This window comes from Microbulbifer jejuensis (genome assembly GCF_047289955.1).
Lineage (GTDB): Bacteria > Pseudomonadota > Gammaproteobacteria > Pseudomonadales > Cellvibrionaceae > Microbulbifer.
The window spans coordinates 60,921-79,010 of sequence record NZ_JBLBUB010000020.1 but is presented as its reverse complement, the minus strand read 5'-3'; the positions used below and the strand labels follow the sequence as shown (position 1 = coordinate 79,010).

The following is an 18,090-nucleotide window of genomic DNA, read 5'->3' as shown; positions in this document are numbered from 1 at the left end:
CCCGCTCGGCGAATAACGCTGGGCATCAGGGCGATGCATACGACCTAATGGCGTCACCCATTGATAAGGAGTCATAGTATGCGATTTATACGTTCTTTAGTAGCCACAATCCTGGCGATATCTGTGCTGAGCGCCACGGCCCGGGAAGACCATCCTGAATCGACCGGAACCCAGGTTTACGCCAATGAAACCCCGATAACCTTTACTGCCAATGATGGACAAAGCACGGAGGCCCTCTCAGGTCATTTCTGGGTACCCGAGAATCGCAACAACCCACAAAGCCGCAAAATCCGCATTAACTATGTGCGCTTTGCTGCTACCGGCGACGTCCAGGGGCCGCCCACGGTCTACCTGGCAGGAGGGCCCGGCGGCTCAGGGATAGGGACGGCCAAGTGGAGGCGCTTTCCATTGTTTATGGCAATGCGGGAATTTGGTGATGTCATCGCCCTGGATCAGCGCGGCACCGGCGAGTCTGAACAGGCGCCGGGATGTGATTCTTCCGTCACCTTCCCTCTCGATAAGGCGGTCAGCGAGAAGGTATTTATTCTGGGATATCAGCAGGCAGCGCGCGAATGCCTGGCCAGGTGGCGGGAACAGGGTATCGACGTGTACGGTTACACCACGGTACAAAATGCCTGGGACATCAACGATTTGCGTCAGCACCTGAACGCCAGGCAGGTTAATCTGTGGGGAATTTCATACGGTAGCCACCTGGCACTCGCAGCAATGAAACTATTTCCCGAACAGATTAACAAAGTCATCCTAGCCAGTGCGGAAGGCCTGAATCAGACGGTTAAGTTACCTGCCCACACAGATGCCTATTTTGCTCGTGTTCAGCAGGTGATCGACCAGCAACCCTTGAAGTCCGCTGTGGCCGATTTGCCGGCGTTAATCAAACGAGTGCATCGACGTCTTCATAAGGCGCCCCTGAAGTTGGCCATCCCGAAAAAAGATGGTAGCGAGCAGAACATGCTGTTTCAGGCACAGCACATGCAGGCCCTGGCTGGTATGATGATTGCCGATCCCAACCAATACCTGGCAATGCTGATCCACACCTACAACGAACTGGATAAAGGCAAAACCCGCACCTTGATAGGTGTTCTGCAGCGCGGTATTTTCGATGATAAGCCGGTGAGTTTTCGTCTGATGTCTCTGAGCATGGACGTGGCGTCTGGTATTACTCCTGCACGCCTGAAACTGGTGACGCAACAGGCCGAGTCGAGCCTGCTGGGGAGTTGGCTGAACTTCCCGATGCCGACACTGAACAGACTGGATGCAAAACTGGACCTGGGGGATGCATTTCGCAGCGCACCGCAATCATCGATCCCTACTTTGTTATTTACTGGCACACTGGACGGGCGAACTTACCCTGAAGGGCAGAAAACTGCGGTACGTGGCCTCAGTAACCTGACTCAGGTAAAGGTGGTGCATGGAGGACACAACTTGTTTATGTCGTCACCCGCTGTGCTGGAAAACATGCAATTTTTTATGCAGAACAAAGCGCTTCGTAACACCACCATTACCCTACCGTTACCCAAACTGAGCTTGTAGAAAATTATCCCCGGTTGGCTCTCTGGTCGTAGTGAGTTTATCCAAAAGCGGGTTTGTTGAATGGCCACAAGTTTAATATCATGGCAAAAGGATTCTGGGAGAGAAGGAAAATCCCTGAATCCGGATTTGGATTCCGATGCATGCTCGGGGAAGCCGTGTACCTATTTTAAGGCAACTAATCAAACAGCCCGAGCAGGTGTTCTTTGGCTGCCGGTGTTATCGTTCGATTTTTCTTCCTCCCTCAAGGTCAGTACCTCACAGCCACGGTCAGTGACCAACAGGGTATGCTCCCACTGTGCCGATAATTTTCCGTCCCGGGTAACCACTGTCCAGCCGTCTTTTTTGACTTTGGTCTTGCGATTACCCTGGTTGATCATGGGTTCAATGGTAAATGTCATCCCCTCGCGCAGGACAAGCCCGGTGCCGGCACGGCCATAATGCAGTATCTGGGGCGCCTCGTGCATTTCCCGGCCAATGCCGTGGCCACAGTATTCGCGGACCACACTGAATCCCCCACGCTCTGCATGATTCTGTATCGCGTGGCCGATATCGCCCAGTGTTGCGCCGGGTTTGACGACGTGGATACCCGCCCACAGGGCGTTATAGCAACAATGCACCAGTTTTTTTGCACGCGAGGTGACACGGCCAACCATGTACATCTTGCTGGCGTCGGCGATATAACCGGACTTTTCTAGTGTGATATCCACATTGACGATATCGCCATTGCGCAAGCGCAGGGATCGCTGTGGCAGGCCGTGACAGACTGCGTCATTGACAGAGGTATTGAGGGCGTAGGGATAGTTGTACTGCCCCTTACTGGCCGGTCGCGCCCGCAATTGCCCGACAATAAACGCCTCTGCCCGGTCGTTGATTTCCATGGTGGAGATACCGGGTGAGATAACACTATCGAGCATGGCAAAGACACGGCTTAAAAGCCTGCCGGCATCGCGCATCAATGTTTGCTCCCGGGCAGTTTTGACCCTGATGTTATTCATGGGCCAGCGCTTCCAGGGTGAATGGCTGTGTGCGCAGCAGCTTTTTGCACAACTGGTTGTAATTCAGCTCCGGATTCAGCTCGGCCAGCAGGCCGATCTTGATCCAGTACTCGGCCTGGGCGTTGATTGAGCGGGTCCAAATTGTGCTCGCCTTGCGAATTTCGTTGTGCAGGCTATCGGAGATTTTAACAATACCCATTTTATATATTCCATATATGTTTCATTAATGAGTTATATAAATCTAATTCAATGAGGGCAAGACGAAACAAACCGCAGAATATGCAACTTATTGCATAAGAGCCATAGGCGCGCTATGGTGAGAAAATAACAACAATAGTGAAGGTGCCACCATGACAGACACTGGAAATAAGAAACGCAGTGCCCCCAAGTCGAGCCGCCTGCGCATCGGCCGACGCTACCGCGCCAGCCGCCTGGACGGGCCCTATGATGCCTTGGTGATTGGCTCCGGTATTGGCGGCCTGACTACAGCAGCCATGCTCAGTGCCACGGGTAAGACGGTTGTGGTGCTGGAACAGCACTATACAGCGGGGGGTTACACCCATGCCTATGACCGCAACGGCTATGAATGGGACGTGGGCGTGCACTATATCGGTGATGTGGGTGAACATCCCACCATGACCCGCAGGATTTTCGATTTTATCTCCAATCACCAGCTGCACTGGGCGCCCATGGACGACACCTATGACCGAATCTGTATCGGCGAGGCGCAATTTGATTTGCGTGCCGGACGTCGGGCCTTTGTCGATGCCCTGGTAAAAGACTTCCCCGATGAGCGCGAAACGATAGAGCGGTATCTGCTGTACCTCGATACGGTGGCCAAGTCCATGCGGCGGTTGGCGATTGAAAAGCTGCTGCCTTCCTGGTGCGGACCGGCTGTGCGCCTGTGGAGAAAGCTGCGCGATCCGGCCTGGCTAAACAAGACCACCCGCGAAGTGCTCAACTCGCTGACCCGGAATGAAAAACTGATTGCGATTCTCACTGGTCAGTGGGGCGACAATGGCATGCCCCCGGCACAGAGCAGTTTTATTATTCATGCGTTGATTGCCAAGCACTACCTGTATGGTGGCTATTACCCGGTGGGTGGGGCCAGCAAGATTGCAGAAACGATTATTCCCCGCATTCAGGCCGGCGGCGGTGAAGTATTCACCTATGCCACGGTGGAAACCATTCTCCTGGAAGGTGATCGTGTGCGCGGTGTGCGCATGGCAGATGGCACTGAGATAGAGGCTCCGCTGGTAATTTCCGGCGCCGGTGTTTTCAATACCTTTGCCAGGTTGCTGCCCCAGAGTGCCAGCGAGCGTATGGGGTATCTGCATCGCCTAAAAAGCGTTAAGCCCTCCATGGCGCATATTTGTTTGTACATAGGTCTGGAAAAAACAGCGGAAGAGTTGCAGCTGCCAAAAACCAACTACTGGCTCTACACCAGCGAGCATTATGAGCGGGATATGCACGATTTCCTTGAGGACAGCAGCAGGGAAATACCGCTGACCTATATTTCCTTCCCCTCGGCCAAAGATCCCACGTTCACCCAGCGTTATCCGGGCCGGGCCACGATAGAAATTGTGGCGCCGGCCAATTACGAGTGGTTTGCCCAGTGGCGCGACAAGCCCTGGGGCAAACGCGGCGATGATTACGAGGCACTCAAGGAAATATTCAGCCAGCGCCTGCTGGAAAGTTTGTTCCATAAGTTTCCCCACTTGCGGGGACAGATTGATTACTATGAATTGTCAACCCCGCTTTCCAGCGAGTACTTCTGCTTTTACCCGCGCGGGGAAATCTATGGGCTCGACCACGATCCCAGTCGTTTCGAGCAGCGCTGGTTGAGGCCCAAGACCCGGCTCAAGGGCCTGTATTTAACCGGCCAGGACGTGATGAGCTGTGGCGTTGCGGGTGCAATGATCTCGGGAACCCTGACTGCGCAGAGTATTCTTGGCTGGCGTAAGGGTGCAAAGCTGATGCGCCGGGTACTGGGCAATACATTGAGTGTGACAGACGCCAAGCGCGTTGAGGGATCCATAAAGGCCACCGGCTGAGCGCGGTATTGTTTATGATTTCAATGGCAGCGATGCTGGGTGAAATTTTTCCTGTGCAAAAGCGCAAAGATTGATTTCCCGCCGCACCCGGTCAGCGCCGCGGCAGTTGGCTGGGAATCCGGTCGAAGTTCAGTACCCGAATTGCCAGGCGCCGGTTTTCCTTCTGGCCGGTTTTACTGTTGTTATCCGCAATGGGGTCGGTATCGCCATAGCCCTGGGCCTGTAGCCGCTCTTCGGATATGCCGCGCTCTATCAGAAAATGTTGAACCCAGTCGGCGCGCCGCTGGGACAAATTCAGGTTTTTCTTCGGATCACCGGCATTGTCGGTATGACCCTCAATGGCGATTTGCAGATCGGGAAAGTCGCGCATGATAACCAGCAGCGCTTCAAGGTCGGCAATGGTCTCCATGCGCGGCGCAAAGCCTCCGGGCTCGAATGCCAGGCGCAGGATAAAGGTATCGCCCCTTTCGCGTGCGTTCCCGCGCAGAAAGCGCACCAATGCATCGGCAAAAGGGGCTGCCTGCCGTGCCGCCTTTTCGCTTTCCCCCGACTGCACCTCGGCCGCAGGTTGCAGCGCATACTTTTTGTTGGGGTCGTGGCAGCCAATCAAGAGCACCGTCGACAGGGCGAGATAGCAGACGGATGGGAATTTGCCCACCATAACAGGATTACCGGTTTCTCGACGTCAATTCCAGTGTAGAACAAGGGCCAGGGCCTTTATCCCGTGTACAGGTGTGCCGTTGGGGGAGGGGAGTACGGTAGAGCAAAGGGCGGGCGCCGGGGGTATCGCCTGTCCGTTTGACGGGGGATTAAAGAAAATCCAGCACCGCCATCATATTGTTGATCACTTGCGCGCCAGCCTGTTCCAATAGGGGCGCGCGTGCCGGTTGGGCGAAGCCAACCACCCGCATCCCCGCCGCGGTGGCCGCCCGTACACCGGCAATGGAGTCCTCCACTACCAGACAGTGTTCGGGTGCAGTTCCCATGGTGTCTGCTGCGTAGAGGAACAGCTCGGGCCAGGGTTTGCCGCGGGACACATCCTCGGCACTGAAAATCCTGCCGTCGAAGTACTCGTAGAGCCCGGTCTTGCGCAGGGTCAGCTGCATTTTCTGGTGGGAACCGGAAGAGGCCACGCAGCTCGGTAATCCCATCTGCACAAGCTGTTCGAGCAGGCCCTCTATTCCGGCCACAGGCTGCAATTCTGCGTGAAAGGCCTCGCGAATACGTCGTTCGGTATTACCGAAATAGTGATCCGGCAAGGGTCCGCCATAGCGCTTTTCGATTTCCAGCAGGCAGTCCCCGGCGGGGCGGCCGCTGAACTGTTCATCGAGCTCTTCTGCGCTGGCCGGCATACCCAGCTTGTTCATCTCTTCAGCCAGTATGCGACAGACGATACGCTCGCTGTCTACCAGCACACCGTCGCAATCGAAAATGATCAAATTTGTGGAGGGCATAATATCCAATAGGCATTAGCGTGCAGAGAGCAGCATCAGGCCGAGTACCACGCCGATAATACCGCTGATGCGCAGGAAATTTTCATTGCCGCGGGAGAGTTTAATCGCCAGCGCCTTGCCGCGTTCGAAACCGATTTGCAGCATATAGGCGCCACTTAGCAACACCAGTACGCCGAGTGCATTGAACAGGATATACCAGTGTCGCGTATCGGCAATAAGTAGCAAGACCAGGCCCACTAAAATCCGCGCCCAGGCGGAAAAGGCGTATCCGGTTTTATTCAGTCGCTCACTGAGATTGCGCGCCAAATGTGGCCGCGCAATAATCGCAACAGACAGTGTGATGATGGCGATGCCCATAAGCCACACAATCGCTTTGATCATGATTTTCCTTCCTTGTCGTACACCGGTATCAATTTTCGCGGATATTTACCCCATACTGTCGGCTGTATGGGGCGCAGGCCGTTAAAATACAAGACACGCTGCGCAATGTACCAGTATCCCATGGGCGATGATCCGGTCGCCAGGGGAGGCCGGCCCGATCACCGGGTAAAAAACCGCTGCCTACAGATCGCCCCACTGGAACTGCAAGACGGAGAGTGCAGCAATGGGGGCGGTCTCTGTGCGCATAACCCGCGGTCCAAGGCGCAGCGGGATAAAGTCACGGGCCAGCGCAGTGTCGATTTCCACCTGTGACAGGCCGCCCTCGGGACCCACCAGCAACAGGGCGGAATCGGGCTTTCCGTGTTCGGCCTGCCACTGGTGCAGATCCAACCGGGTGCGGTGATGCAACACCAGTTTGGCTGCCGGGGCGGTCTTTTGCGTGAGGTTCTGCAGATAGTGCGCCAGTTTCACCGGTTCGGCAATCTCGGGCAGCAAATTCCGCCCGCACTGCTCGCAGGCGCTGATGGCAATCCGGCGCCAGTGGGTGCGTTTTTTCTTCAGGCGCTCGCCGCTTAGCTTCACCTCGCAGCGTTCGGTCAGCAGTGGCTGGAGTACAGTGGCTCCCAGTTCGGTAGCCTTTTGCACCACCCAGTCGAAGCGCTCCCCGCGGGAAATGCCAATGGCCAGCGACAGCGCCAGGGGGGACTGACGGTTTTCCGCCAGAAACGTCTCAATGCGCACCCGCGCACGTTTGCCTGTTGTCGTCAGCCTGGCACTGTACTCTCCGCCGTGACCGTCAAACAGCGTGAGTGGATGGCCGCTGCCCAGGCGCAAGACTTTCACCAGGTGCCGCGAGGCGGCTTCGTCCAGTTCAATGTCCCGGAGTTCAGAGAGTGGTTGCCCGGAGAAGATACGCGGGATGCGCATAGAGGGGGAATCCTGTGAAAACGGCACAAAAAGCCGACAGGGCGCCGGCTTGGGTGGATATTTTAGGCAAGACTGCTCAAACGGCGCAATGACCGCTTAAGCCCTCGCGCATGATACAAGCAGCCCTGCGCAAGCGTGCATATTTTCCGGTTGGCAGTCAAATGGGACACGGGGGACCCATTTGGCTGTCGGGTTGGATTCTGATCAAACCGTCTCCAGGGAGACCGGTGCATCGGGCCCTTCTACACGTCTGCGCTTGGGCCGGATCACCTCGATCACCTTGTACAGGTTCGGTACCAGAATCAGGGTGACGGCGGTGGCGAACAGCACGCCAAAGGCGAGGCTGATCACCATCGGGATCAGGAACTGCGCCTGGATGGAGCGCTCGAACATAATCGGTACCAGCCCGATAAACGTGGTAATGGAAGTCAGGATAATTGGGCGGAAGCGGTCGCGCCCCGATTGGATCACCGCGTCCATCACCGCCCACCCCTGGGCGCGCAGTTGGTTGATACGATCCATCAGTACCAGGTTGTCGTTCACCACAACGCCCGCAGCGGCGAGAAAGCCGAGCATGGACATAATACTGATATCGTGCCCCATCAGCAGGTGCCCCACCACCGCGCCGAAGAAGCCGAAAGGCACCGCGGTGAGGATCAGCAGCGGCTGCGAGTAGGAGCGGAAGGCAATCGCCAGCAGTGCGTAAATGGCGAACAAGGACAGCACAAAGAAAGCCAGGATAGCCCCGTTGAACTCCTCTTCTTCCTGCATCTCTCCAGCGGTTCTCAGGGAGAAACCGGGGAACCGGCGCTCCAGTTCTGGCACCAGACTTTCGCGCATATCCTTGAGGATTTCCTGCGTAGAAGAGGTGTTTGGCGTGATTTGTGCGGAGACGCGCACGGTGCGCTCGCGGTTATTGCGGCGGATAGTGGTATAACCGGGGACATAGACCGCTTCGGCCACCGCCGAAAAGGGCACCTCGCCCGCATTGGTGCGAATGCGGATGCGATCCATCTGCTCTTCGCTGGCGCGTTCGTCTTGGGGATAGCGCACCATCACCCGCACATCTTCGCGGCCCCTGGGAATACGTTGCACCTCCTCGCCGTAGAAGCCCTGGCGCACCTGCCTGGCGACATCGGCGAGGTTGACTCCCAGGGTGGTGGCATAGGGCTTCAACTGGATTTCGATATCGCGGCGGGCGCTGGTGAGGTTGTCGCGCACATCGTAAATACCGGTGTAAGTATTCAGCTTCTCTTGTACTGCGTCCGCGGCGGCGCGCAGTTCATCCATATCCCCCGAGGCGGTGCTCAGGTTCAGGCTCATGCCATTGCCGCCATCATTGATGGTGGAGTCGATATTCAGGTCCTCGACACTGGCGGGAAGCTCGCCGATCAGTGTGCGCCAGCGCAGCGCCAGGGTCTTGGAAGTGACATCGCGCAGTTCGCCATCCACCAGTTGCAGTATGACGTAGATGTTACCGCGCCAATTGAACACCAGTGAATTTTCCAGGAAGGGCTGGCCCTGGTTCAGTGCCAGCATCTCCTCGTCCACCGCGAGCTTGTCCGCCGCCGCGAGTATCTGTTCCATCACCCGTTCGGATTCGCGAAAGGGCTCACCGGAGGCCATGGTGGCCTGCAGCTCCAAGAGGTCAGAAGGTACCTGGGGGGCGAAGGAAGAGCCCACATAGCCACTCAAAAATACCGTAATCGAGAGTCCCAGGGCCAGCAGGAAGCCCATAACAGTGGTGCGGCTGTTACCGAGGGATTTTTTCAGCAGCGGCAGGTAGTAACGGTCCCCGGCGGTTTTCATCGCCCCGGCAAAGTGCCCGCGCAACGTCTGCAGCTTGATACCCAGTGTGGACCTGGCGGGCTTTTCCGGTTTCATGCCCACCAGATGCGCCGGCAGGATCAGCAGCGATTCCACCAGGGAGAAAGCCAGACACAGCAGCACCACCACGGGTAAAGACAGCATCATCTGCGCGGTGTAACCGGGTAGAAACAGCATGGGGATAAAGAACACCATGGTGGAAGTCACGGCAAAGATCACCGGTGCAGAGACCTGTTTTACCCCCGCCTCCGCAGCCGCCAGGCCGGTAACCCCACGATCGTGGGCGGCATGCACCGCTTCCCCCACAATAATCGCATCGTCCACCACAATCCCCAGAATCAGTAGGAAAGCGAACAGCGAGAGCATATTCAGGCTGACGCCGGTGACCGGCAGCAATGCGAGGGCGCCGAGGAAGGCCACCACAATCCCCACGGTGACCCACAGGGCAAGCGCCGGGCGCAGGAACAGCATCAGCAGAATGAAAACCAGGGCGAAGCCACTCAGCGCATTCTTGGTGAGCAGGTTCATCCGGCCCTCAAAAGACTTGGAGAAGTCGAACCAGATATCGAACTCCATGCCCGGCGGCAGCTGCGCGCGGTTTTCCGCCATAAATGCCTTGATACGGTCCGCGGTACCCACCACGTCCAGGGGCTCGCCCTGGCTCACGCGCAGGTTCATGGCCGGATTGCCATTAAAGCGGATGACGTTGTTGTACTCTTCGAAGCCGTCGCGCACGGTGGCCACATCCCGCAGCAGCAGTACAGAGCCGTCGGCGCGGCTGACAACCGGGATACGCTCGAAGTCCTCGGCGGTATAGGCCTGGCCGCGGGTCTGCACCTGGATATCCCCACGATCCGAACGCACCATGCCTGCGGGCAGGTCCAGGGAGGAGCGCCGCACAGCGCTGGCGACATCGTTAAAACTCAGGTTATAGCGGCGCAAGTCCAGTTCGGAGACCTCGATCGACAGCTCATCCGAGCGATCGCCCCAGATATCCACCCGGCGCACGCCGGGAATCAGCATCAGCTTGTCGCGCAAATCCAGCGCAGTCTCCTTGAGCTGGTGCTCGGAGACAGGCCCACCCACGGCGATCATCATCAACTGGGTATCCCACTCCTGCAGGTGGATAACCGGGCGCTCGATCCCCTCGGGAAAGGTGTTGATACTGTCCACCTGGGCCTTGATATCGTTCAACAGGCGCAGTTGGTCGTAGCCATCCACTGCCTGGATGTCCACCGAGGAGTGGCTGCGGCGGGAGGCGGAATTGACCTCTTTGATCCCCTTGACCTCGGAGATGGCCTCTTCCACACGCACCGTCACCTGCTGCTCGACTTCTGCCGGGCCGGCGCCGGGGTAGGAAATCTCTACCGCGACGATGCCCGGTTGAATCGCCGGGAATACCTCCCGGTCTATACCGCTGATGCCGAAAAAGCCACCGATAATAATCATGATCATCAGCAGGTTGGCGGCCTTGCTGTTGCGTACAAACCAGGAAATGATACCGTTCATCAGCGACCCCCGGGGTAGGTATTGTCTGTGGCGGTCCCGGTCACCGCTGTGGCCGGGGACTCAGCCTTAGCATCAACGCTGTTGGTCAGGTGCGTGGGTTTTGCGTTTAACGGATTGGGCGTGAGGACCATCCCTTCGCGGGAATAGCCCAGGCTGGAGACAATCACGCGATCGCCAATGGCGATATCGCCGCGCAGCCACACCTTGTCCGCAACGCTCTGCAGCAGCTCTACCTCTTTGAAAATCAGTTGGTTCTCTTTATTCAAAACCAGCAGGTGGTTTCCCTCATGCAGGGCCTGGCGCGGCAGTATCACCACGTCCTCGAAGGTTCTGCCGGCAATATCCGCCTCCACAAAGAGGCCGTTCATCAGCGGTGCCGCGCCCTGGTAGGGATTTTGTACCTGTGCCACCGCGTAAATAAAGCGGCTGTTGGGATCGATGCTGGCCTCGGTGCGCACCAACTGTGCGCGCCACTCGTGCTCGCGCCCGGCCACGACAGCCCTTAGTCGTACGGCAGGGCTGTTTTTGAGAGATTGCCCCAGGGGCAGATTCAGCAGTGCCAGCTGCTGATCCGTCAGGGGCAGGCGTACTTCGGCGATACCGGTGCTGTGAATCTTTGCCAGCCTGGTGCCCGGAGCGATATATTGGCCCAGGTCGACATAGGTTTCTACCACGCGACCGGCGAAGGGGGCTGTGATGGTGGTACGCGCCAGGTCCAGCTTGGCCTGATCGCGATCCGCCCGCGCTGCCGCCACGGCGGCTTCCGCTGCGGCCAGGTGGGGTTTGCGCAGGAACAGGGCATTGGCGGTCTCGCTGCCCAGGTCACGCCACTCGCGCTTGGCCTGCTTTGCGCGACCCTGCTCCTGGGCGAATGCGGAGTTGGCATTGGCCAGTTGGGATTCGGCGCGGGTGACATTGTGCACATAGTCCGCCTGCTCAAGCTGCAGCAGGGCCTCCCCTGTCGAGAAAAAGCCACCGGGTACGAAGGCTGCATTCACACTTTCAATCACACCGCCGACACGCGCCACCACCTCAATCTCATGGCGGGCATGTACGCTACCCTGGCTGGGCACCAGCAGGGTCTGGGGGCCGGGTGCTATATAGAGGATATCCGCCACCGGTGGCACCACCGCCTCTGCGGGCTTTTCCTGCGGTTTTGGCTTCAGGAGCACCGTTGCAGCAATGGCAATCGCCCCAACGGCTACAACAATCATTAACAGCTTGTTCTTGTTTGATACTTTCACCGGCTCCCTCTACCCCATTTCATGATGGAAGTTGGTTAAATTTTGATTAGCGAGCATTTTACTGGAGTTTGATGCAAATACGAGGGGGTTTCGCTGCAGGTCGCCGCACACCCGGGTGCCCTGTCGCAAACCTTCCTCGCCGTGCTCGCCTGGCGCATAATGCCCACCCAATTTACCCTGATACAGGCGGGGCAGTGGGCGGTCACAGCCATGAAAACAGATGGCCCGCGACCCGCCTGAATGTCGCTCCCAGAGGTATGAGCCCTCTCGCAAAACGGATGTACACATCACATGCTGGATATCAACGTTCGCATCGCCGAAGAACTCAATGTGCGCCCGCAACAGGTCACCTCCGCAGTCTCCATGCTGGATGAAGGCGCTACCGTGCCATTTATCGCCCGTTACCGGAAGGAGGTAACGGGCGCCCTGGATGATACCCAGTTGCGCACCCTGGAAGATCGCCTGCGTTACCTGCGGGAGCTGGAGGAGCGCCGCGGGGCCATCCTGAAAAGTATTGATGAGCAGGGCAAACTCACCCAGGAACTGACCCGGCAGATCAACGACGCCGAGACCAAGAACCGCCTCGAAGACCTCTATCTCCCCTATAAGCCCAAGCGACGCACCAAAGGGCAAATCGCCATTGAGGCGGGCCTTGAGCCCCTGGCCGATGCCCTGATCAAGGATCCCGGCCTCGACCCCGCCGCAGAAGCCCAGCAGTACCTTAACCCCGATCACGAAGATGCCTCTCTGCAGGTAAAAGACAGCAAGGCCGCCCTTGACGGGGCCAAGTTTATCCTGATGGAGCGCTTCGCCGAGGACGCGGAGCTTCTTGGGCGTCTGCGGGATTTCCTTAAGCGGGATGGCCAGGTCAGATCCAAACTGCTGGAAGGCAAAGAGGAAGAAGGCGCTAAATTCCGCGACTATTTCAACTACGCCGAGGACTGGTCCCAAGTGCCGTCCCACCGCGCCCTGGCCATTTTCCGCGGCCGCAATGCGGGCATTCTGGCGGTCAGTGTGGGCCTGCCGGAGGAAGCGGAGGCACCTGCCGCCGCTGGCCATCCCTGCGAGGTCATGGTCTCCAAACATGTCGATATCTGCGATCAGGGCCGCCCCGCGGACCGTTGGCTCGGCGAAGTGGTACGCTGGACCTGGCGTATCAAGCTAGGCACGGCGCTGGAAACCGATCTGCTCGGATCTCTGCGCGAAAAGGCCGAGGAAGAGGCCATCCGGGTCTTCTCCCACAACCTCAAGGATCTGCTGCTGGCGGCGCCCGCCGGACAGAAAGCCACCATCGGCCTGGACCCGGGCCTGCGCACAGGGGTCAAGGTCGCCGTGGTGGATGCCACCGGCAAGCTGCTGGATCACACCGCCATATTCCCAACCCCGCCCCAGAACCGCCTACAGGAATCTGCTGCGATTATCGCCGCTTTGTGCGGTAAATACCGCGTGGGCCTGATTGCCATCGGCAACGGCACCGCCAGCCGTGAGACCGACAAGTTTGTCGGCGAGACCATCAAACAATACAAGCTTAGCGCCCAGAAAGTGATGGTGAACGAGGCCGGCGCCTCCGTATACTCGGCCTCTGCATCTGCCGCGCGGGAATTTCCCGATCTGGATGTCACCATCCGCGGTGCCATTTCCATCGCCCGCCGCCTGCAGGACCCGTTGGCCGAACTGGTGAAAATTGAACCAAAATCTATCGGCGTCGGGCAGTACCAGCACGACGTCTCCCAGGTTCAACTGGCGCGTTCTTTGGATGCGGTGGTGGAAGACTGTGTCAATGGCGTTGGTGCCGAGCTGAACTCCGCCTCTGCCCCGCTCTTGGCCAGGGTTTCCGGACTCACCGCCACCATCGCTGGCAATATTGTCAGCTTTCGCGACCAGCATGGTGCCTTTACAAACCGCCAGCAGCTGCTGAAAGTGTCGCGCCTGGGGCCCAAGGCCTTCGAGCAGGCCGCCGGCTTCCTGCGCATCGGCAATGGCGAGAACCCGTTGGACAGGTCGGGTGTACACCCGGAAGCCTACCTGGTAGTCAGGCGTATCGCCGAGAAGAACAACCGCGAAATCAACGCCCTGATCGGGGACGCCGCCTTTCTGCGCCGGCTCAACCCCGCCGACTACACCGATGAGCAATTCGGTGTTCCCACAGTGACCGATATCATTGCTGAACTGGAAAAGCCCGGTCGCGACCCGCGCCCGCAGTTTCGTACCGCACGCTTTGAAGAGGGTGTGGAGGGCATCCAGGATCTGCGCGTTGGTATGGTGCTTGAGGGCACCGTCACCAATGTCACCAATTTCGGTGCCTTTGTGGATATCGGCGTACACCAGGACGGTCTCGCGCATATCTCCGCACTGTCGGAGAAGTTCGTCAAGGACCCGCGCGAAGTGGTCAAAGCCGGCGATATCGTCAAAGTCAAAGTGATGGAAGTGGACACAGCGCGTAAACGCATCGGCCTCTCCATGCGTCTCTCGGACGAGCCCGGCGCGCAGGATGGCGGCACTGTCCAAAGGGGCGATCAGCACGAGAACCGCCAGGCCCAGCGCTACAACAGGCAACAAGGCAACCGCCAGCAACAGGGTGCTCGGGGCAGTATGGGTGATGTGTTGATGGCGGCGATGAAAAGCAAGAAATAGGATTTACAAACATTGAACAGGGCGGTCGGTGAGCGCCCTTTTTACCTGCCTAGATATCACCAAAAACTACCATTAAAAACCAAAATACTAGCCTATTTTGTCTTTAATTTATATTTTTGTAGGCTTTTATTCCCTATTGTCGAATTTCTGATCCATTAAAAAATAGCTTGGCGCAGCTGGGGAGTGAGTACCCCGGCCTGCTTGGCAGCCCTTAGTGACTACTGAATCCCCTTGTTATTGGAAGCTGATACGAATAATACTGCCCCCTAGAGGGCCCCCTAAAGTTAGCTCAGGTCTTTTGGACTTATGATATTTGTAATATTTTTCAAAAATAAGATACATTTAACTAAATAGCGCAGTTATAAGAAACATTTATCATTTTAATGCTATTTTTTTGTGACAAATGGTTTTATTTTCCTTGTTTTTTACTACAGAGCTCGATACAAATATTCGTTGACGTTATTATCGACAAAATCCTGCAAAAATAAATGACTCATAAAGTAAAGAAGTCACGTAGGAATATTTAATACATATATAAAAATCCTTGGGAGGGTTAGATGGAGCACAAATTCAAAAAGAGTATTCTTAGTCTTGCAGTGGCGGGGACATTTTCTCTGGTGTCCTTTCAGGGTTTCGCTCAGGAACTAGAAGAAGCAGAGGTTGTATCACAGGAGACTGCTTCTGAAGCTAACAGTTATGACGTTGAAGTGGAAGAAGTAGTTGTAACCGGCTCGCGTATCTCGCGCCCGAATGCGGTTACTACAGCTCCGGTAACCTCGTTGACTGCTGAGGACCTTAGCCGGAGCGGCGAGGTAAATCTGGGTGATTTCCTCAACAAGCTGCCCCAGTTACGCTCTACCTTCTCCAGTAACAATTCCGGCCGTTTTATCGGCACCGCTGGCCTAAACATACTCGACCTGCGAGGTCTTGGCACAGAGAGGACTCTGGTGCTCCAAGATGGTCGCCGCCATATCGCCTCGTCTATCGGTACCAGCTCTGTAGACATAAACACCATCCCGGAAGACCTGGTTGAGCGGGTAGACGTCGTTACCGCTGGTGCCTCTGCACTGTATGGTGCCGATGCGGTAAGTGGCGTAATCAACTTCATCATGAAGGACGATTTTGAAGGTGGGAAGATCAGCGCTTTCACCAGTGATACCCAACACGGGGGCGGCGAAAGTACTGAGCTGACGCTAACACTGGGTAAAAACTTCTTTGACGGTCGCGCTAACATTGCTGGTAACATCGGATACACTAAAACAGGTGAGCTCAGGGGCCTGCAACGTGGGTGGATCCGTAAAAACTACGGCACTCAGGTCAACCCGAATGATACCGGTCCGCACGATGGTATCCCTGATTTTATCCCGATTGAAAACAGCGTTTTCCCCGTACTCAGTGATACTGGGATACTTTTTGGGCTTGATTCTGACGGGAGGCTCCAACAACTAGATTACATTTTTAACCCTGATGGCAGCTTGCGTCCCACTATCTCTGGCGACTGCGATGTACGAAACCGTTGTATCGGAGGTGACGGCTATACCGGCCTCGAAACAAGCCAGTTGGCTTTGCCTACAGAAAACACCAATCTGTTTGTGACCGGTCATTTTGATGTTTCCGACTCCATGCGACTGTTTGCGGAAGCCAAATATGTGAATCGCGAAGCGGAAAGCCTGAGCACTGCCAGTTTCAGCCGGGACCTTATTGATCCCAACAACCCCTTTCTTGACCCTGCAGCTGCAGAGAAATTGCAAGAGTTTGTAGATCAGGGTCTGACTCCTGGTGCATATCGGATCCATAACGATCTAGGCTTTCGTACTGATGTGACCGAGCGCAGCACCCAGCGTTATGTCCTGGGCCTGAAAGGCGATATCGGCGGCAATTGGGAATATGAGGCAAGCCTGGTCTACGGCCAATACAATGGCGATACCACCTTTCTCAACAACCGCCATAATGACCGTTATGCCCAGGCCCTCGATGCCATTGAGTTGAATGGCGAAATTGTGTGTGCCGATGCTGATGCCCGCGCCAACGGCTGTGTGCCCTTAAATCTGTTTGGCTCGGGTCGCGCTTCTCAGGAAGCGATAGACTACGTTAGTCTACAAAATACCGGCGCAGAAGAAGAAATGACCCAATTTGTGGTTTCTGGATTTATCGGCGGCGAGATTTTCCAGTTACCCGCGGGTCCTCTGTCTGTTGTCGGCGGCCTTGAGTACCGTGAAGAAACCAGCGAGGTCGACTACAGCGAAGTCATCAAAGCTGATTTAACCTTTATGAACGCTCTGCAAAGAACCACAGGCGAGTACGATGTCAGCGAAGCTTACGTTGAAATGTCTGCGCCGTTAGTGGGTGGCCTGCCCGGAATCGAGCTCCTGACACTCGATGCCGCATATCGTATTTCCGACTACTCTACTGTTGGCGACACTAATGCCTGGAATGTGGGCTTCAGTTGGGTAATCGTTGATAGCCTTCGATTCCGTGCCACTACGTCTGAAGCGGTTCGCGCACCAAATATCGATGAGTTGTTTGGCCCCCTAACCGAGAATTTCGCCTTCGTTGATGATCCTTGTGATGCTGACGAGCTCAAAAATGCACCGGACGTAGCCCAACGCAGTGCCAATTGCGCTGCCCTCGGCCTGAGCCCAGATTACCAGTCACCCTGGAATGAAGGCGCAACACTTGGCTACTTGAGCGGTGGAAATCCCGATCTAGGCGTAGAAACTGCTAAAACAACGAGTTTTGGTTTAGTTTTCACCCCGAGTTTTGCCGATGGTTTGACCGTCATAGTGGACTACTGGGATATCGAAATCGAGGATGCGATTAGTGCTTACGGGGCCCAAACAATCCTCGATAAGTGTGTTGACGCAGCCTCCATCAACAACGTCTTCTGCGGGAACATCGGGCGCTTACCAAATGGAGACATAGCCGAAGGTGCCTTAATTAGCTCTGCTTTAAACGCCGCTGCCCTGACTGCTCGGGGTATCGATTATGAGGTACGCTACCAGTTTGCACTGGCTGATCTATTCAACACTTCTGATCTGGGCAGTTTGACTCTTGCTGTGACCGGCAGCCATTTGAAGGAGCGTATCGATTACTCCTTTCAAGACGAGCCCGATGAAGGTGATCGCATAGACCGTGAGCTGGGTGACCCCACTAACAGCTTTAACACCGACGTAACCTATGACTACGGTAACCTGTCGTTGAACTGGCGTCATCGGTATGTAGGCGACATGGCGCTGTACGACCTTGGAAATAGGCCTCCGGAAAGTGTTGCAATCAGCAATACCGGTTCGGTAAATTACGATAATTTGCGCGCTGCCTATGTGTTCAATGATGATCTCGAAGTCTATGGCGGCATCAATAATATAGGAGATCAGGAACCGCCTGCTAATTTGTCAGGCGCGGGTGGTGGGTCTGCTATTTACGATGTCTATGGCAGATCCTTTTATGTAGGAGCGAATTACACCTTCTAAGTGAGAAACTAGATACATTCCTCGCCACATTGAAAAAAGTACAG

12 protein-coding genes are annotated in these 18,090 nt (G+C 56.1%); 4 read left to right on the top strand and 8 right to left on the bottom strand.

Going from position 1 to position 18,090, the window contains the following annotated elements; translation table 11 throughout:
- The first annotated feature begins 78 nt into the window (after positions 1–78).
- Entirely contained in the window at positions 79–1,551 is a 1,473-nt protein-coding gene (locus ACL7TT_RS13905; protein ID WP_413396233.1) for an alpha/beta fold hydrolase, read from the top strand.
- Between the two features lie 179 nt (positions 1,552–1,730).
- On the opposite strand, the gene map is transcribed toward ACL7TT_RS13905, so the two are convergent.
- Both map and ACL7TT_RS13895 read right to left on the bottom strand, forming a co-directional pair.
- Positions 1,731–2,546, bottom strand: a complete 816-nt coding sequence (gene map / locus ACL7TT_RS13900) for a type I methionyl aminopeptidase (protein WP_413396231.1) — start codon at positions 2,544–2,546, stop codon at positions 1,731–1,733.
- On the bottom strand, positions 2,539–2,745 hold the full coding sequence (locus tag ACL7TT_RS13895; RefSeq protein WP_299939660.1) for a ParD-like family protein: 207 nt from the start codon (positions 2,743–2,745) through the stop codon (positions 2,539–2,541). The genes map and ACL7TT_RS13895 overlap by 8 nt, the downstream gene beginning before the upstream one ends.
- 151 nt (positions 2,746–2,896) lie before the next feature.
- On the opposite strand from ACL7TT_RS13895, the gene ACL7TT_RS13890 reads away from it, so the two are divergent.
- Positions 2,897–4,600, top strand: a complete 1,704-nt coding sequence (locus ACL7TT_RS13890; RefSeq protein ID WP_413396228.1) for a phytoene desaturase family protein — start codon at positions 2,897–2,899, stop codon at positions 4,598–4,600.
- A gap of 91 nt (positions 4,601–4,691) precedes the next feature.
- Here ACL7TT_RS13890 and ACL7TT_RS13885 read toward each other — a convergent pair whose 3' ends face one another.
- The 6 genes from ACL7TT_RS13885 to ACL7TT_RS13860 form a co-directional block, all read right to left on the bottom strand.
- Positions 4,692–5,261 (bottom strand): OmpA family protein, encoded by a 570-nt coding sequence (locus ACL7TT_RS13885; RefSeq protein ID WP_413396226.1) that lies wholly within the window; start codon positions 5,259–5,261, stop codon positions 4,692–4,694.
- Between the two features lie 148 nt (positions 5,262–5,409).
- Positions 5,410–6,054, bottom strand: coding sequence for an HAD family hydrolase (locus ACL7TT_RS13880; RefSeq protein WP_299939652.1), 645 nt, complete (start codon positions 6,052–6,054; stop codon positions 5,410–5,412).
- 15 nt (positions 6,055–6,069) lie between these two features.
- A complete protein-coding gene (locus ACL7TT_RS13875) occupies positions 6,070–6,435 on the bottom strand; it encodes a hypothetical protein (RefSeq protein WP_299939649.1) in 366 nt (121 codons plus the stop codon).
- A 180-nt stretch (positions 6,436–6,615) separates the two neighbouring features.
- Entirely contained in the window at positions 6,616–7,362 is a 747-nt protein-coding gene (locus tag ACL7TT_RS13870) for a 16S rRNA (uracil(1498)-N(3))-methyltransferase (protein WP_413396223.1), read from the bottom strand.
- 204 nt (positions 7,363–7,566) lie between these two features.
- Positions 7,567–10,698: an efflux RND transporter permease subunit gene (locus ACL7TT_RS13865; RefSeq protein ID WP_413396221.1), complete on the bottom strand. Its 3,132-nt coding sequence runs from the start codon at positions 10,696–10,698 to the stop codon at positions 7,567–7,569.
- Positions 10,698–11,942 (bottom strand): efflux RND transporter periplasmic adaptor subunit, encoded by a 1,245-nt coding sequence (locus ACL7TT_RS13860; RefSeq protein ID WP_413396219.1) that lies wholly within the window; start codon positions 11,940–11,942, stop codon positions 10,698–10,700. The genes ACL7TT_RS13865 and ACL7TT_RS13860 overlap by 1 nt, the downstream gene beginning before the upstream one ends.
- Positions 11,943–12,233: 291 nt before the next feature.
- Here ACL7TT_RS13860 and ACL7TT_RS13855 point away from each other — a divergent pair, with 291 nt between their 5' ends.
- Together ACL7TT_RS13855 and ACL7TT_RS13850 are read left to right on the top strand one after the other, a co-directional pair.
- Positions 12,234–14,576, top strand: a complete 2,343-nt coding sequence (locus ACL7TT_RS13855; RefSeq protein WP_413396217.1) for a Tex family protein — start codon at positions 12,234–12,236, stop codon at positions 14,574–14,576.
- A 557-nt stretch (positions 14,577–15,133) separates the two neighbouring features.
- A complete protein-coding gene (locus tag ACL7TT_RS13850; protein ID WP_413396215.1) occupies positions 15,134–18,046 on the top strand; it encodes a TonB-dependent receptor domain-containing protein in 2,913 nt (970 codons plus the stop codon).
- The last annotated feature ends 44 nt before the right edge of the window (positions 18,047–18,090 follow it).

Excerpts from the sequence above, each read along its gene's own strand:
- ACL7TT_RS13850 (WP_413396215.1), top strand. The coding sequence starts at position 15,134 with ATGGAGCACAAATTCAAAAAGAGTATTCTTAGTCTTGCAGTGGCGGGG.
- ACL7TT_RS13905 (WP_413396233.1), top strand. The coding sequence starts at position 79 with ATGCGATTTATACGTTCTTTAGTAGCCACAATCCTGGCGATATCTGTG.
- ACL7TT_RS13890 (WP_413396228.1), top strand. The coding sequence starts at position 2,897 with ATGACAGACACTGGAAATAAGAAACGCAGTGCCCCCAAGTCGAGCCGC.
- ACL7TT_RS13880 (WP_299939652.1), bottom strand. The coding sequence starts at position 6,054 with ATGCCCTCCACAAATTTGATCATTTTCGATTGCGACGGTGTGCTGGTA.
- ACL7TT_RS13855 (WP_413396217.1), top strand. The coding sequence starts at position 12,234 with ATGCTGGATATCAACGTTCGCATCGCCGAAGAACTCAATGTGCGCCCG.
- ACL7TT_RS13885 (WP_413396226.1), bottom strand. The coding sequence starts at position 5,261 with ATGGTGGGCAAATTCCCATCCGTCTGCTATCTCGCCCTGTCGACGGTG.
- ACL7TT_RS13895 (WP_299939660.1), bottom strand. The coding sequence starts at position 2,745 with ATGGGTATTGTTAAAATCTCCGATAGCCTGCACAACGAAATTCGCAAG.
- ACL7TT_RS13870 (WP_413396223.1), bottom strand. The coding sequence starts at position 7,362 with ATGCGCATCCCGCGTATCTTCTCCGGGCAACCACTCTCTGAACTCCGG.
- map (WP_413396231.1), bottom strand. The coding sequence starts at position 2,546 with ATGAATAACATCAGGGTCAAAACTGCCCGGGAGCAAACATTGATGCGC.
- ACL7TT_RS13865 (WP_413396221.1), bottom strand. The coding sequence starts at position 10,698 with ATGAACGGTATCATTTCCTGGTTTGTACGCAACAGCAAGGCCGCCAAC.
- ACL7TT_RS13875 (WP_299939649.1), bottom strand. The coding sequence starts at position 6,435 with ATGATCAAAGCGATTGTGTGGCTTATGGGCATCGCCATCATCACACTG.